Source organism: Mycetohabitans endofungorum (assembly GCF_037477895.1).
GTDB lineage: Bacteria > Pseudomonadota > Gammaproteobacteria > Burkholderiales > Burkholderiaceae > Mycetohabitans.
This window is the reverse complement of sequence record NZ_CP132745.1, coordinates 468,973-484,588: the sequence shown is the minus strand read 5'-3', so window position 1 is coordinate 484,588 and position 15,616 is coordinate 468,973. Positions and strand designations below refer to the sequence as shown.

The 15,616-nt window shown below is 58.5% G+C and carries 14 protein-coding genes and 2 pseudogenes; 6 read left to right on the top strand and 10 right to left on the bottom strand.

The genetic code is table 11. The features are described from left to right. Window positions 1-2 precede the first annotated feature (2 nt). Window positions 3-713, top strand: coding sequence for an MIP/aquaporin family protein (locus RA167_RS14335; protein ID WP_076788672.1), 711 nt, complete (start codon window positions 3-5; stop codon window positions 711-713). Between the two features lie 215 nt (window positions 714-928). Here the strand turns inward: RA167_RS14335 and RA167_RS14330 are convergent, their stop codons facing one another. The 4 genes from RA167_RS14330 to RA167_RS14315 form a co-directional block, all read right to left on the bottom strand. Continuing rightward, the gene (locus tag RA167_RS14330; protein WP_076788266.1) at window positions 929-1,129 is read right to left on the bottom strand and encodes a hypothetical protein; all 201 of its coding nucleotides are present in this window, start codon (window positions 1,127-1,129) and stop codon (window positions 929-931) included. A 397-nt stretch (window positions 1,130-1,526) separates the two neighbouring features. Then, on the bottom strand, window positions 1,527-1,937 hold the full coding sequence (locus tag RA167_RS14325; RefSeq protein ID WP_076788264.1) for a DUF779 domain-containing protein: 411 nt from the start codon (window positions 1,935-1,937) through the stop codon (window positions 1,527-1,529). A 2-nt stretch (window positions 1,938-1,939) separates the two neighbouring features. Next, window positions 1,940-3,460 (bottom strand): aldehyde dehydrogenase, encoded by a 1,521-nt coding sequence (adh, locus tag RA167_RS14320; RefSeq protein ID WP_076788670.1) that lies wholly within the window; start codon window positions 3,458-3,460, stop codon window positions 1,940-1,942. Between the two features lie 414 nt (window positions 3,461-3,874). Next, entirely contained in the window at window positions 3,875-5,095 is a 1,221-nt protein-coding gene (locus RA167_RS14315) for a metallophosphoesterase (RefSeq protein ID WP_076788262.1), read from the bottom strand. Window positions 5,096-5,449: 354 nt separating this feature from the next. Here RA167_RS14315 and RA167_RS15735 point away from each other — a divergent pair, with 354 nt between their 5' ends. From RA167_RS15735 to RA167_RS14300, 3 genes are all read left to right on the top strand, one after another. Then, a complete protein-coding gene (locus RA167_RS15735; RefSeq protein ID WP_422393164.1) occupies window positions 5,450-5,662 on the top strand; it encodes a hypothetical protein in 213 nt (70 codons plus the stop codon). A gap of 85 nt (window positions 5,663-5,747) precedes the next feature. Next, window positions 5,748-6,809: a lipopolysaccharide heptosyltransferase I gene (gene waaC / locus RA167_RS14305; protein ID WP_076788261.1), complete on the top strand. Its 1,062-nt coding sequence runs from the start codon at window positions 5,748-5,750 to the stop codon at window positions 6,807-6,809. 963 nt (window positions 6,810-7,772) lie between these two features. After that, the gene (locus RA167_RS14300) at window positions 7,773-9,191 is read left to right on the top strand and encodes an F-box protein (RefSeq protein ID WP_237574402.1); all 1,419 of its coding nucleotides are present in this window, start codon (window positions 7,773-7,775) and stop codon (window positions 9,189-9,191) included. 104 nt (window positions 9,192-9,295) lie between these two features. Here the strand turns inward: RA167_RS14300 and RA167_RS14295 are convergent. Both RA167_RS14295 and RA167_RS14290 read right to left on the bottom strand, forming a co-directional pair. Continuing rightward, window positions 9,296-9,632: pseudogene (locus tag RA167_RS14295) on the bottom strand (integrase core domain-containing protein); the annotation flags it as partial. Between the two features lie 385 nt (window positions 9,633-10,017). After that, window positions 10,018-10,254 (bottom strand): annotated as a pseudogene (locus RA167_RS14290) (IS21 family transposase); the annotation flags it as partial. A 501-nt stretch (window positions 10,255-10,755) separates the two neighbouring features. On the opposite strand from RA167_RS14290, the gene vapB reads away from it, so the two are divergent. Together vapB and RA167_RS14280 are read left to right on the top strand one after the other, a co-directional pair. Further along, complete coding sequence (vapB, locus tag RA167_RS14285) at window positions 10,756-10,992, top strand: type II toxin-antitoxin system VapB family antitoxin (protein WP_076788259.1); 237 nt, start codon at window positions 10,756-10,758, stop codon at window positions 10,990-10,992. Further along, window positions 10,992-11,393: a type II toxin-antitoxin system VapC family toxin gene (locus tag RA167_RS14280; protein WP_076788258.1), complete on the top strand. Its 402-nt coding sequence runs from the start codon at window positions 10,992-10,994 to the stop codon at window positions 11,391-11,393. The genes vapB and RA167_RS14280 overlap by 1 nt, the downstream gene beginning before the upstream one ends. A 427-nt stretch (window positions 11,394-11,820) precedes the next feature. Here the strand turns inward: RA167_RS14280 and RA167_RS14275 are convergent, their stop codons facing one another. From RA167_RS14275 to RA167_RS14260, 4 genes are all read right to left on the bottom strand, one after another. Further along, window positions 11,821-12,402, bottom strand: a complete 582-nt coding sequence (locus RA167_RS14275; RefSeq protein WP_076788254.1) for a TMEM165/GDT1 family protein — start codon at window positions 12,400-12,402, stop codon at window positions 11,821-11,823. 95 nt (window positions 12,403-12,497) lie between these two features. Then, entirely contained in the window at window positions 12,498-13,874 is a 1,377-nt protein-coding gene (locus tag RA167_RS14270; protein ID WP_076788253.1) for an alkaline phosphatase family protein, read from the bottom strand. Between the two features lie 93 nt (window positions 13,875-13,967). Beyond that, window positions 13,968-14,858, bottom strand: coding sequence for a TatD family hydrolase (locus RA167_RS14265; protein ID WP_076788251.1), 891 nt, complete (start codon window positions 14,856-14,858; stop codon window positions 13,968-13,970). Then, the gene (locus RA167_RS14260) at window positions 14,845-15,567 is read right to left on the bottom strand and encodes an EboA domain-containing protein (protein WP_139337202.1); all 723 of its coding nucleotides are present in this window, start codon (window positions 15,565-15,567) and stop codon (window positions 14,845-14,847) included. Before RA167_RS14260 ends, RA167_RS14265 begins: the two co-directional genes overlap by 14 nt. Window positions 15,568-15,616: the final 49 nt, after the last annotated feature.

Sequence of the window (15,616 nt, the reverse complement as noted above, 5' to 3'; positions counted from 1 at the left end):
TCATGACCAATGCGTTGATCGCGGAATTCATCGGGACCGCCCTGTTGGTATTGCTCGGCGACGGCGTCGTCGCCAATGTGATTCTGGGGCGCACGAAGGGTCACAATAGCGGGCTGATCGTGATCACGATAGGCTGGGCAATGGCTGTATTCGTGGGTGTCCTCTGCTCGGCTGCCTATAGCGGCGCGCACTTGAACCCGGCCGTGTCTGTGGCGCTCGCCGTCGCTGGCAAGTTCGTGTGGGCCAAGGTGCCGGCCTATGCAGCTGCGCAGATGCTCGGCGGCATGTTCGGTGCGTTCGTAGTCTGGCTCGTCTATCGTAAGCACTTCGAGTCGACGGATGGCCCGGACACAAAGCTCGCGGTGTTCTGCACGGGCCCGGCGATTCGCAATACGCTGGGCAACCTCACCTCAGAGATCGTCGCCACCTTCGTGCTCGTGTACGCGGTGCTGCACATGGCCGCGCCGTCTGTGGGCCTGGGCGCGATCAATGCGCTGCCGGTCGCATTGGTGGTGCTGGGCATCGGTGTGTCGCTTGGCGGCACAACCGGCTATGCGATGAACCCGGCGCGGGACCTGAGTCCGCGGATTATGCATGCACTGCTGCCCATACCGGGCAAACGCGATAGCGACTGGGGCTACGCGTGGGTGCCGGTCGCTGGCTCGTTGATCGGCGGGGTACTGGCGGCAGTGGTTTCTGTGCAACAGGGATAGAGGGGAGCCGCCTTTCGCGCGGCTGAGCACGCTGGAGTGCCAGCGCGCTATCAATATAAAGATAAAGGGAACCCTGCGCCGGTGCCCGCCGGCGCCGCCGTGCTTGATGACCCGACGCACACGTGTTGCGCGGTAGGCCAGGCCGCCCGCCCCGAGACATCTGTGCGTGCCGGTCTCCATGTTCCGTGCCCGCGCTCGGGCTGTCGCGCGCCGTGTCACCCGGTTTGGCGTGTCCCCCGTTGGGGCGTCGCCGCGCATTTTCCGTGCCGCTCATGATCCGCTTCAGTGCGCACCGCTTCCGCGAAGCGTTGTAGGGCGGTGACCGAGCCGTGCACGCTTTGATATTGCTCACGCCCAATCTTACCGTCTAGCGTCACGAAAAAGCCGGATTGCTTTGCCAGTTCGAGGATGTCCATCCTGCTACAAGCCTCCATCTAAATACTGCCGTTTTCGGTCGCTGTCACGCATGCGACCCGCGTGTGTCCACGCCACCCCATACTTCCATGCTACACGCTTACTGGCGCAGCGATGGAACGATCGGTGCGTTGCCTTGCCAGCAACGATCTGAATGTGCCGCGTGCCCGAGTGCGTCGAATGGCCTGCGGCAAAAATGGTTGTTGCGGGAATCGTGCCTGCTCGCCTAATAAATGCGACCGCGGTGACGGCAGGCGTGCTGCGGCGCGCGTGACCCGGGTCGGGTACCCGGCCGGGCGCAGCAGAGGACGGATCATCCGTCAGTCGTTTCGAGGGCGGCCCTGCGGGGCCGTTTTTCCATCTCGGGATGACGGCACGTCGGACCGCGGTTTGCCGCCGCTACCAGGTACATGGCGCGCGCTGGACCGGATGCCGTTCCAACCACGCGTTCTCCTCGTTAGTATAGAGCCTGGAGCGCGTCAGAAAGCGCAGGCCGGTCGGTCTTTCGACGGAGAACATGCCGCCGTTGCCCGGCACTACGTCGATCGTGAGCTGCGTATGCTGCCAATACTCGAACTGTGCGGCGCTCATGTAGAACGGCGCGCCGCCGATCTCGCCGAGCCGCACGTCCGAGTCGCCGATCAGGAACTCGCCGGCAGGAAAGCACATGGGCGCGCTGCCGTCGCAGCAGCCCCCGGACTGATGGAAGATCAGCGCGCCGTGCTCCTGGCGCAGCGACTCAATCACTGCGAGTGCCGCCGGCGTCGCGACGACGCGCGGCACTGGCTCGCAGCGAGAATCGGATGTCATCGTCAGAACAAGCCCAGCGGCTTGTCGCTATAGCTGACGAGCAGGTTTTTTGTCTGCTGATAGTGATCAAGCATCATCTTATGCGTTTCGCGGCCGATGCCTGATTGCTTGTACCCGCCGAACGCCGCGTGTGCGGGGTACGCATGATAGCAATTGGTCCAGACGCGTCCGGCCTGGATCTGGCGGCCGAAGCGGTACGCGCGTGTGCCATCGCGAGTCCAAACGCCGGCGCCCAGTCCGTACAAAGTATCGTTGGCGATGTCCAGTGCCTCGTCTTCGGTCTTGAACGTCGTGACGGAGACGACCGGCCCGAAGATCTCCTCCTGGAAGATGCGCATCTTATTGTGGCCGCGGAACACGGTCGGCTTCACGTAGTAGCCGTTGGCAAGTTCGCCGGTTTGGGCATTGCGCTCGCCGCCAATCAGACATTGCGCGCCTTCCTGCTTGCCCAGGTCGATGTAGGATAGGATTTTCTCGAGTTGCTCGCGCGAGGCCTGCGCACCGACCATCGTTTTCGGATCCAGCGGATGCCCCTGCGTGATCGCAGCGACGCGCTTGAGCGCGCGTTCAATAAACCGGTCATAAATCTTCTCGTCGATTAGCACGCGCGACGGGCAAGTGCAGACCTCGCCCTGGTTGAGCGCAAACATGGTGAAGCCTTCGAGCGCCTTGTCGAAGTAGCTGTCGTCGTGATCCATCACGTCGGCAAAGAAGATGTTCGGACTTTTGCCGCCCAGTTCCAGCGTCACCGGGATGATGTTCTGGCTCGCATACTGCATGATTAGCCGGCCGGTGGTGGTCTCGCCGGTGAATGCGATCTTGGCGATTCGTTTATTCGACGCCAGGGGCTTGCCTGCTTCGAGACCGAAACCGTTGACAATGTTCAGCACGCCCGGCGGCAGCAGGTCTCGGATCAGCTCCATCACGACCAGGATGGACGCGGGTGTTTGCTCCGCCGGCTTGAGCACGACACAATTGCCGGCGGCCAGTGCCGGCGCGACCTTCCACACGGCCATCAGGATCGGGAAATTCCATGGAATGATCTGGCCGACCACGCCCAGGGGCTCATGAAAATGATACGCGACGGTATCGTGGTCAATTTCGCACACCGAGCCTTCCTGTGCGCGCAGACAGCCGGCGAAGTAGCGAAAGTGATCGATCGCCAGCGGGATGTCGGCAGCCATCGTTTCACGCAGCGGCTTGCCGTTGTCGATCGTCTCAGCGACGGCTATGCGCGTCAGGTTGGCTTCCAGGCGATCAGCGATGCGGTTCAGGATGTTCGCTCGCTCGGTCGGCGAAGTGTTGCCCCATGCGGTCTTGGCACGATGCGCGGCGTCCAGCGCGAGTTCGATATCGGCCTCGCGCGAGCGGGGCACCGCGGTGAACGGCTCGCCGGTCACCGGCGAAATGTTGTCGAAGTACTCGCCGCCGACTGGCGCCACCCATTCACCGCCGATGAAGTTGGCGTATTGCTTCTTGTACGGGAATTCCGTGGTTAGGAACTGCATTTCAGCGTGATTCATCTCGGGTGCGCTCCTCACATATCCATAGACTGGCTTTGGCTCGGTGCCGTGCTTCGACGCGCGCGGCACCGAGCCAAAGCCAGAAGCGTGCCAACGGTGCGCGTTGGCGGGAGGAGGTAGCGGTGGTTGACCCGGATCGCCGATGAGAGGAATGTCTCGCCATCGCGCTGATGCGCTAATTGCCCTGTTTTGCAACAATTGTCCCGAATTGGAGCAGTGCGCCGCATCGATTGCTGTCCGCTGACTGGCCCCCCAGGCATCATCGTTGCGACAGATCGCCGTGAACTGCTCGAGGCGACTGATCCACTGCCGAGGCGACTGATCCACTGCCGCTGAGCGTGTCGCCGCTTCGCCGTGGCACACGCGGTGATGCCGGCCAGCCAGCAAGTTGACGCGCAAATCCCCGCGGTGGTGTCAGCAGCGTAGTGCGCACTGGCGAGCGACGCTCGAGCCGGGTGGGGCGGGAACGCGTAAGCCGGCGCGTGCCGGGACTAGCCGCACCAGCGTAATCTCTGACGGTGCGCCAATGCGCTTCGGTGGCCCCCAATACCCGGTGCCGCGACTCGTGTAGACCCATAGCTGCGACAGCCGGTGCAGGCCGGCGGTGAACGGCTGTTGCAGCCGCACAAAAAAATTCCATGGGAAGAACTGGCCGCCATGGGTGTGTCCGGACAACTGCAGCGTGTAGCCGGCTGGCATGGCTGCCGATGCGGTACGCGGCTGGTGGGCCAGCAGGATCCTCACGGCGGCGTGCGGCGGCGCACCGCGCAGTGCGCCGGCCGGATCGCTGGCATGCGTGGCGTCGAAGTGACCCGCCGAATAATCCGTGACGCCGGCCACCACGACGCACGCCGTACCGTGGTCAATCACCACGTGCCGGTTCATCAGCACGGTTAGGCCCAGCCGCTCGAACTCGTCGATCCACGCATGCACACCGGAGTAGTATTCGTGATTACCGGTGACCAGGAATACGCCGTGCCGCGCCTGTAGCCGCTCCAGCGGCCGGGTGTGGGGCGCCAGTTGCTCGACGCGGCCATCAACGATATCCCCGGTGATCGCGATCAAGTCCGGCCTCAGTGCATTGACCGCCTCGACGATCGTCTCGACATAGCCGCGCTTGATTGTCGGCCCGACATGAATGTCGCTGAGCTGCGCGATTGTGAAGCCGTCTAATGCGTCCGGCAGCCCGTCGATTGGGACTTCGACAGTGACTACGCCTGCGCGCCGGCGCGCATTGACGAAGCCCGCGAACGAGGCCAGCAGCGCAAGTGCGGGCACGGCGGGTGCTGAATCGCGCTGCCATTGCTCAAGCGGCCAGTGCGCCGCGAGCGCGGCATCGAGCCCATGCACGAAGAGCAGTGCCACGTCGCGCGCGAACGTGAGCACAAGCAATGACGAGAAGAATCCCATCGCCAGCATGCCTGCCCACGCAAGCCAGTCGGAAAGCGGTTGCCGTTCGATTGCCTGCGCCAGCATTCCGAACGGGATTAATATGACGGATAGGCCCAGGCATGCGACTGCCGCGTCGCGCACGGCGGGGCCGCCTGGCAGTGCCGGCACCAAGCGCACGCCGACGTAAAGATGCATCAAAATACCGATCGTGATGATCCGAATTAGAAAATTATAGCGTCGCATGACATCCTTTCGCGGTAGGCCGCCTGCGCGGTGGCTGGGCGGGGGCAGGGCCATTTTAGCGGTAGACTCACATACGGCGCTCGACCGCGGCTCAAGAGAATCGCAACGGAACCCTGAATTCAGCCCGTGACGTTAAATGGACAGGCAATCGTGCCCGAGTTGTTCAGCCTCGACCATGTCGACGCATTGGAGGAGACCATCACCGACCGCCGGCTATGGGTGTTGTGGGCGTCGAGACGCTGCACTGTCGCTTGAAATCGGTGCAACGTGGTATGCGCCGTGGTATCAGCGTACCGCGGTGAATACGCAGGCGAAGCTGCTGTTGCTCGCCCATGCGCTCGAGCGGTTGATGCGATGGCGGTCGAATTCCGCACCCGTTATATGAACACCGCGGTGCGGTCGGCGATCCTACAATTGGGTGTAAAGCAGGACGGCAGCTTGTGCAATCGCCTAGTCGCGGCTGACGGCAGCTATCGTGACACGGCGGTGCTCTCGATTTTGGAGTCCGAATGGCCGGTGGTGTGCAACAATTTGTGTTTTTGGCTGCAGCGCGATCCGGCATGGTGAGCCCGCGACGGGTCTGTCGCCGCTGTTTCCAGTCACGCAGTAAAATGCTTTGCAGCAACAACAAGGGCCTCGCTCGCAATAACCCATGAAACGTATTCTCGTGGTCAAAGTCACGTCGCTTGGCGACATTGTGCAGGCGCAGCCCGTTGTGTGGGACCTGCGGCGCGCTTTTCCTGACGCCCGGATCGATTGGGCGGCGGACGAGGCGTTTGCCGAGGTGGTTCAATGGAATCCGGGCGTCGACCGCGTGTTGTGCGCGCCGCTGCGACGCTTTAAGAAAGCGTGCAACCTGGACGACCTGCGCGCCATCATCGCGTCGATTCGCACATTGCGCAGCGAGCGCTATGATCTGGTGCTCGATATTCACGGCGTCTACAAAAGCGCAATCATTGCCTTCATCGCTCGGTCGCGACGACGTTATGGCTACTGCCGCGAGAACCTCGGCGAGGCAGGTGCGGCATTCGCGTATACCGACCGGTTTGATCGGCAGGGGTTGTCGAACGCGTGGTATGCCATGCGTCGCAGTGTCGGCGATGCGCTCGGCTATTCGGTCGAGGGACGCCCGCATTTCGGCCTGAAGCTGCCGCCAGCGTTGCCGCTGTCGGCGATCGGCGGTTCGGGGCGGCGTGCCATGCTGTTCCACGCGACATCGACCGATGTAAAGAAGTGGCCGGCTGGGCATTGGATCGATGTGGCTCGGGCCTTGACTGCGCGAGGCCTGCAGGTCCTATTACCCTGGGGCTCGAAACGGGAGCACGACGAAGCATGCCGGATCGCCGCGAGTGTGCCACAGGCTCAGGTATTGCCCAAGCTCACGGTGACAGAGTGTGCGCAGTTCATCGACGCATCGGAACTCGTGGTCGGCGTGGACACCGGATTCGTGCATCTTGCCTATGCACTTGGCAAGCCGACCGTGATGATCTTTACCGCGACTTCGCGTTTGCATTTCGGTATCGACATACCGGGTCGCGCCACCTCAGTGGGGGACGAAGGGCGCCCGCCCGCCGCGCGCGATGTGCTGGCTGCAATTGACTCGGTGTACCCGTGTGGGGTTGCAAGCCCCGTTTCCGTTGGGCTCCGTGTCGAACCGGTCGGGGCCATGAAGTCGCGTCCGACGATAATCCCGTTCCGGCATGAGGCAGCTTGACCGTGCTGATGCCGTACGATGGGAGCCCGTGCCGACGCGCGGCCTCGCCGATACGTCGGGCAACGGAATTGTCACGGGTGAATTGATTTAGAAACGCGGCATCACGACGTGGTCCGCGCGTTGAGTGCGCAGGCGCGTCATGCGTGGACGTAGTCCGTGGTGGCTGGGCTCGCACTGGCATAGCCTGCGATGACGTGGCAGGCGATGGTAATTGCCACAGCGGATACGGCAGCGTGCGCCCGGGACCGGTCATCGTCTGATTGATGACGTTTTCCACGTTGGCTGTCTCGCGTAGCGCCGATAGAAAGCGTGTACGCTCGAAGTCCGGTGCGACGCAGTCTTGAACGTAGATGAAGCGCCGTTGTAACACCAGCCACAATGCCGTGTGCGTTGGTCAAGCGGTGAATGGCGCGGTGCTGGCTAAGCGCCGCTGCACGCTGAATGCGATTTCGGCGTCGTAGGTATAGCTGTTGGGCAACCGGCAGCGTTCTTCGGTCCAGCAGGTATTGCCTCTCTCATGCGAGAGTGCGTGTCTTCCAACCATTCCTGCTTCATCTGCATCGGTCTGGACAGTACCGAGCAATCCGCGACGGCGGGGCGCACCTGGAAGACAGGGTCATTGTCGCGCAATGCTACCCCGATGGCACCGCATATACGCCATGCAACGGGCATGGGGAAAAGGAGCCAAGCGGGTGCGTCATCAATGCGGGTGAATCAAACGCACGATTGCGCCTCGCGTGGCTGATGCGCCCCCAGTGAAAGAATATGAACTGGCGCAGCTGCTCAATAAACCGACGACTGTACGCCGTTATGGTTTGACCCGAGGCCCTAGCCGATAACGCGTTATCCGCCAAAAATCCAGCGATTGCGGCGCATGATTATGTTTATCCGCCCGTTTTCATCTACCTTACGGCGCAGCATCGCTTTGCGCTGTGTGTATCTGACTTTTTGCTGAGCTTGCGAATGGACTTTGATCTCAATACCACTTTAAACAACTATCCGGCCTATATCTGCACGGTTGAGGCATGCTCGCAACCTGCCGCGTTAGCGCCACCGCCATTGAAGCCGCCAAGCAGTGCTTTGGCTAACACGTTGGCCAGCCGGCCCACGACATACCAGGATCTGCCAGTCGAAATTCTCCAACAAGTGGCCGATTGTATGCCGCCCGACGATATCGGTAATCTGTCAACGGTGAACAGCCAGACCTATCATGCGCTGCAAGAAAGGCGACTGAGCTGGCTTTGTCGCCAACGCATTTCCCATGCCGGTGCGCTGGATCGCACGTCGGTACAACAGTTGTTGACCGAAATTGAGCGTATTGGCACTGGCTCCCTGCGCGCTGAATTGCTTCAGGCGCTGTGGCAACGAGCAAGAAGGCAGTACATAGTGAAACCCGAGGTATTCATAGCGATCTTCCAAGCGGCGGGCCGTGTACCAAAGCATGGCTTGCAGGTACAAAAAGACATGATTGGGACCATACAGGGGATTCCGTTCCAGCACCAACGCAATCTGTATAGGTTCGTATATGCAGACGCCGAACGACGCTCCCCTGAGCAGGGCAGTACCTGGGGCGCTGTTGCATCGATGCTACCAATCTACGGTTATGCACTACCGGTGTGGCTTGATGCACCGCAGATCGAAAGCGAATATCGAGCTCTTTTAAGCCGGCTACCTGCGTTAGACACGTTTGGACAGGCGGAACTGATAACGGCATTAGCCGAAGTGCTAGGCGCATTCTCATTATCGTCCCCGTCCTCCAAATATTATGCTTATCGTTATGATGTTGCGAGCGCGACGATCATTGAATTGTACGAAACACTGTTTCAATGGATGCAACGCCTACCAGCGTCGCATCAGGGCGCGCCGATCGGCGCACTAGCCGATCGAGTATCGATGCTGCCAGAGGCACAAAGGCCAATGTACCTCGCTCATCTGCGGCATTTGACGCTGTCACTGCCGGATCATCAATTAGGCAGCGCGTTACGCTACTTGCCGAGCGCGTTAATGGTGCAGCTACCTCCAGATCAACATGCGCATGAGCTTGCGCTGCTCGAACCCGCCCTTGAGCGCGTGCTACCCGCACAGCGCGGACTAGCAGCGCTTGGGCTGCTCGATGAAACATCGCGGTTGAACGATGCACTGTTAAAGCAGGTATGGCAGCGTGCGATGCATTTGCTCGACGGCAGCAATGGACCCAGCATAGCGGAAGTGTTCTACGATATCCACTTACGGATTGGACTGAAACTCAATAACCAGCAATGGGAGGACGCAAGAACTGAAATTACGGCCTTCTTCGGGCGCAACCAGTTCGATCAAGCCACCCGCAATGAAATGATGAACCCCCTAAATTATTGTTGGTTCCGCATGTATCAAACACCGTAAACTAGCTCACGGCCGCATGCTTGGTAGCGGTTAAAGGCGCGCGATTTCGACCTGGCGTCGCTCGTGGCACAACACTCAAACATCGTCGCGCCGGCGTGCCGCGTCTACCACGGTGGCGTGGCGGAGTGCTCGCGACCGGCAATCGTCGCTCGGATCGACTCGGTCACGGTGCACGATGCCGGTGATGGTGCCCAGTGGGGACACACCTCATTATAGTACTCGCGCCAGGCCTCGATTTTGTGCTTGGCGTCCTCGAACGACAAGAACCCATGCGCGTTGAGGCATTCCTCACGCAAGCGCCCGTTGGACGACTCGTTCTTCGCGTTATCAGTTGGTTTGCCGGGACGTGAGAAATCGATCTCTACGCCTCTCTCATACGCCCACTTGTCGAGCACCTTAGAGATGTTCGCTGCCATTGTCCGCCTTGATAAAGCGCGGTAACGGTCGGCCAGCAGTGATGCGAGCGGGCATAGCCTTGCCAGAGGCAACGACAATCGCTTACCTGGCTTTAATGGCGAGCGTCTCGATCTGATCAGCGGCACGTATCACCTAGGCAATGACTACCGAGCGTATAACCCGGTACTGATGCGTTTTAACTGTCCCGAGCGGCCATCTGAGTTGGCAAGCAGGGCTGGGTATCGGGTTAGGCACCCTCGGTATTGCGGCGGCTGTGTTGTCAAGCGCATCTGAAATTTGGCTCTTCCCCACTTTGTGTGAAGTTTCACGTTATAAGTCAGCACCGATTCAACACGCGAGTACGAAGCAGTTGGAAGCCGGCGAGGCCATACATTGGGCGCTTGACCATGTCAGTGAACTCGAGCGACAGCCGCCGATTGCGAAGCCGCGCGAGGATCCAGCGCTCGACGATCTGTACGTTGACCTCGACCTTCGCCTTGTCCTGCGGTTTGCACGGCCGCGCCGGCAACATGGCGCTCGCGTAGTGGTTCACGAAGTCCTGCGTAGTGTTGCCCAGCATCGGTTCGTAGCGATCGGCTTTGGCGATCAGCGCCTTGGGGTTGTCGGGCACCAGCAGTTCGGGAACGCCGCCGTAGAACTCCATCGCGAACCGTTCGCCGTAGCGGGTCTGTGGCAGCGCTACGAGACGTCCGACGGGTGCGTGATCGGCGTCACGATGCTGACCGTCAACGCCGACGGCCACGCTGTCATGGGCCGGATGCATCGGCCAGGTGACGAGAAGCGCGGTCGTGATTCTGTGGCCCGCCGACTACGACGAGTAGCTGCATACGACGAACCTCGAGGCCGCGCGCGTGATGCTGCGGCTGTATCCGGCCGACGCGATGGTGGCCGTGACGCACGCCCGCTGAGGGCCGCGGCGCCGGCGTTTCCGAGGAAAGCCGACAATTCCGAGCTTGCGGGACGGCTTTTGCGCTCGTGGAGGCAAACATCCTCGTAACAGTAGCCCAAGGCGCGCTCGTTACGAGGCATGACCACGCACGATCCGCTTAAGGCATGGAGTGCAGTCGCCGCCCATGTACATACGCGTATTTACATAGAGCGGTGGATAGTCTATAGTACATCCACAGTACACACATCAGGAACCACTATGCATACCACCCGCGTTTTCAAGAATGGCAACTCGCAAGCCGTTCGCATTCCCGCCGACCTTGCTTACGACCGGAGCGATATCGAAATCGAAATTGAGCGCGTAGGCGACGAGATCCGTATCCGTCCGATGCGTCGTCCGCTGACTGGCGTGCTCAAGAAGTTTGCGAAATTCGGGCCGGATTTCATGGCTGAAGGCCGCGGCGAGCAGGAGCAGGCGGAGCGCGAGGGATTGTAATGCCGCGCTTTATGCTCGATACGAACATGTGCATCTACCTGATGAAGAATCAGCCTGAAGAAGTCGCGAAGCGATTTGCGCAGTGCTACGTCGGGGATGTGGTGATGTCCGCAGTCACCTACGCTGAACTTGAATACGGCGTCGTAGTGTCTGCGAACCGAACTCGCGAGCGCCGCAATCTCGCTGCCCTAATCGAAGATATTCCTGTGGCCCCGTTCGACGCTGCCGCAGCAACGGCCTACGGGCCTGTGCGCAAAGCGACGAGCGAGCGCAAGAAGGATGCTCTTGACAAGCTGATCGCCGCACACGCGATTGCCCTGGACGTTATTCTCGTTACCAACAACGAGGGCGATTTTGCCAGCTATCCCGGTATCAGGCTCGAAAACTGGCTCAACAAGTAGAAAACTCAAACATGTTTATTAATCTCGAAATTTGGAACGAAGAGCCTTGCCACGATAAGGGGGATGAACAAGGTACGCGTAAATTCCTATCATAAGTTTTGAAGTTATGAAATTCGCTTAACTTATGGTCGAATTGCCATAAACGTGCAAAATTCGGGCTGGCCATAGATACAACTTAGCCGTTACATATTGAAGGCGTTCGCTGACATGACCGCTTTGCAACGGGCCGAAGCGGCACCTAACGAAAGACGCGGCTTCATCGTCAATGCGCAAACGCGCTCCCTCATAGCGGGCCGTGGCGTCGGCATGCAAACGGACAATGCGCAGACAATCACTGCCAGCCTCCGCATGCTTGCCACTCAATGGTTAAAGTCGCGGGAAGGAATAGAGGAACAACGTCACATCGGGCTTTTTGGGCCGTTCCGCATCATCCACCCCTGGTACCGATGTCACAGGCCACAATTCCCCCTAACACAATGAACATGATTGCGGCGGTCGTACGTACAGCGGTCGTCGGTAGCCGATGTGCAAAACATTTACCGAGAAAAATAACTGGCATGTTCGCGAACATCATGCCTAGCGTGGTGCCGATAATGACGCTAGGGAGATCGTGGTACCGGGCGGCCAATACGACGGTTGCGATTTGGGTCTTATCGCCCATTTCCGCAAAAAAAAATGTCAGCAATGTAGTGCCGAAGATTCCAAGCTTCGTATGCGTAGGCTGCACCTGTTCCGTACGCAGCTTGCCAGGAACCAGTACCCATACGCCCATCGCGATGAACGACAGCGCGAGTGCCCAGCGCATTGCCGATGGAGCGAGCACTGATAGCAGCCATTGGCCAAGTGCGCTCGCTCCAGTATGGTTCACCAGGGTGGCGGCCAGCATGCCAAACAAGATCGGCCAAGGTTGGCGATAGCGTGCGGCGAGCGCGAAACACAGCAGTTGCGTTTTATCACCGATTTCGGCAAGTGCAACGCTGCTAATAGAAACAAGCAAAGTTTCGATCATTTATGGTGTATCCTAGGCTGTCAATGCGCAAGCAGTGATCCATGCGTTTCCCTATGCTAGCCAATTGATTATTGTAACGGAACCGATGCGTTTGCTTACTTATTCTCAAAGATGTGATTCAAAAGAATATCGCGTACTGATTCAGCCTTCACTGGCGCGGCGGGTAGCTTATCGGCATGTGAACTGATCAAGACCGGGCCTTGTTCAATATCGTCGGTTGGGCGTCCGTGGGAGCCTTTTACCAGTAGCGGGTTCAATGGAATTACATCAAGCAGGCTACGCATGCCCAGTTGCCGTTTAAAAAGTTTCCAACCAATTTGTAGGCGGGGAAAGACCCGCTCGGGGTCGATGAATAACTCTACTGGGTCATAGCCCGGTTTGCGATGAATGTCCACTGTGCGTGCAAAATCAGGCGCACGCGCGTCATCGAGCCAATAATAGTAGCTGAACCAACGATCAGCCTGGCTGATGGCCACCAGTTCACCGGCACGTAGATGATCCAGTCCTATACTATGCTGGCCTGCCCTGTCCAATACGGTGTCGACGCCGTCCAAGCGCTGCAACAGCGCCTTGACTTCATCGATTAGCGCGTTATGCTGGATATAGACATGGGCGACTTGATGATCAGCCAGCGCAAACGCCTCGGATGCCCCACAATCGAGCTTCTCTTCCCCCTGTTCATCACGTACTGCGAGCCAGCCGGCTTGACGCAACGCGCGATTGATTGGAATATCGCTCGATACCGGCGTGATTCCGTATTCCGACAAAACGATGACGTGCATGCCGTAGCTGTCCGCGTGCTCGATGAGCTCACCGCATAGTGCATCCACCGCAGCGACTTCTCGAGCAATAGCCGGATGACTTGGCCCAAGCTTTTGCAAGCAGTAGTCTAAATGGGGAAGGTACACCAGCGTCAATGTGGGCTGTCGGGTGCCACACAAGTGCAGCGCGCAGTCCGTGATCCACCGGCTTGACGCAAGGCCAGCCGCCGGCCCCCAAAATTGGAATAGCGGGAATTCGCCCAATTGCCATAGCAATTCCGAATGCAATGCGGCCGGTTGCGTATAGAAGTCAGGGATCTTGCGGCCATCCGCCTTATAAATCGGCCGCGGCGTGACGCTCCAGTCCACATCCGCATACATATTGAACCACCAAAATAGCTGCGCACAACTGAAGTCTGGATTGCGCGCTTTGGCTTCGTGCCAGAGTTTGTCCCCTTCGACTAATCCATTGTTTTGCTTCCAAAACAGCGGTTCTGCCAATTCACGCGAATACCAGCCGTTGGCGACGCAGCCATGCTGTTGCGGCAAGCGGCCCGTCAATAGCGTAGCTTGAACCGGGCAAGTCAAAGCTGGTGTCACGGTGACTAAAGGACGCATTGCGCCGCGCTTGGCCAAAGCGGATAAGTGAGGCGCATGCTTCAGTAGCTGGCCGCTTAACCCCACTACATTCAGGACGATCACGCGTTGCATAGCAGCACCTTGCTTAAGTTAGCGTATTCATGGTTGGGCGGCTCGCGGACGGCGATCACGAGATCGCCCGACTACGCCGATTCTTGGCATCGGTTACTCAGTGGTGGTTACCTGCGGAGTTTGTCCGCGTAGCACTGAATTGCCCTCCCAGTTATGACGCTGATCAATCAGCAGCGGCGTTTCAGCCTCGGCGATATCAAGCCGTGCGCTTTGGGCGAAAAAAGCAAGCGGATTGTGCCAAACGATCGTTTCGATTTCATGCTCGGCGATGCCCGCATCACGCATAGCCGCTGCAGTTTTAGGCACTTTCAACGGATCGCTGACGCCCCAGTCCGCTGCGCTATTCATGATGATGCGCTCGCTGCCATACTGCTTAACCAGCGCGACCATACGCGCCTCATCCATCTTGGTGTGTGGGTAAATCGAATGTCCAGCCCAGCAACCTGAGTCAAGCACCAGCGGGAGTGTCTCTTCCGTATTGTGGTCAATCAATACCCGTTTTTGGTCAATGCCGCTTTCGCGAATGAGCGCGAGAGTGCGAATGGTGCCAGCTTTTTTATTTCGATGAGGCGTATGCACCAGCACAGGCAGGTCATGTTCGATTGCCAGTTCAATTTGACGGGCAAAATAATGGGCTTCGGCCGGTGTTTCATCGTCGAATCCGACTTCGCCCACTGCCACCACGCCATCTTTATCAAGATAGCGCTCAAGCAACGCGATGACGCCATCAGCAATATCCGAATTATTAGTTTCTTTAGGGTTCAAGCCCAGCGTGCAAAAGTGGCGGATGCCAAACTGGCCGGCCCGGAAACGTTCCCAGCCCAATAAAGATAAGAAATAGTCTTCGAACGTGCCGACATGCGTGCGCGGCTGTCCCATCCAGAAAGCCGGCTCTACCACGACCGTAATGCCCGCGTTGCTCATCGCCTGGTAATCATCGGTGGTGCGTGAGGTCATATGGATATGGGGGTCAAACATTTTCATGTTCAATACCTCGCAGAATGAAGTTAAGATCGTCAGATATCTGACGTTTTGCAGCGCACCGTTCACTGGCGTAATCGGCAACCATGCGTTTTAATGTGGGAGTGAGTCGTTTATTGAGTCCAGCAATGCGGCGGATTGACGTGCCGGTAAAAAGAGCCTTCAAGACAAGTTGATTAAAATTCAACTCGCAGAGGAAACGTTCGGGATACGCATTGTCACAAGCGATCGCTTCAAAGACAATCGCCACATTGCTACGGCAACCCTCCGCGGCAATCGATACCCATCGCTGCGGTTCGGGCAATAAGATTAAACTGCGCAATATTGCTTGCTGCTCAGTACTATCGCCACGTCGATAGAGACGCGTGACAACGCTAAGATATTCAGCACTGGGCTGCAACGACAAGGTATGTAAGAGGATCAGCACTCTACCAAAATCACCTATACTCCATTGCTGTGGCGCAATGACGCCGGCTCCGCGCAATGTATCAAGCGTCTTAGCGGGTAACGACGGCAGACCCGCGAGTCGGCGCTGTGCTATTGCAAAATGATGCTCGATACTGTGCTCGAGATCATCACTGCATGAGGCAGGCCTTGTGATGATCTGTTGGTAGCGAGCCAGCCAATTTTTTGCCCGATCTGCCTTATCCTCTGCAGAGCAGGCTTCGGCGGCTTGGAGTAAACCCGCATAAAGCGTATTCGCGATTGTCATAACCAAATTTAATATTAGGTTGGCGATAAGGCTAACTGAGCATAGGTTG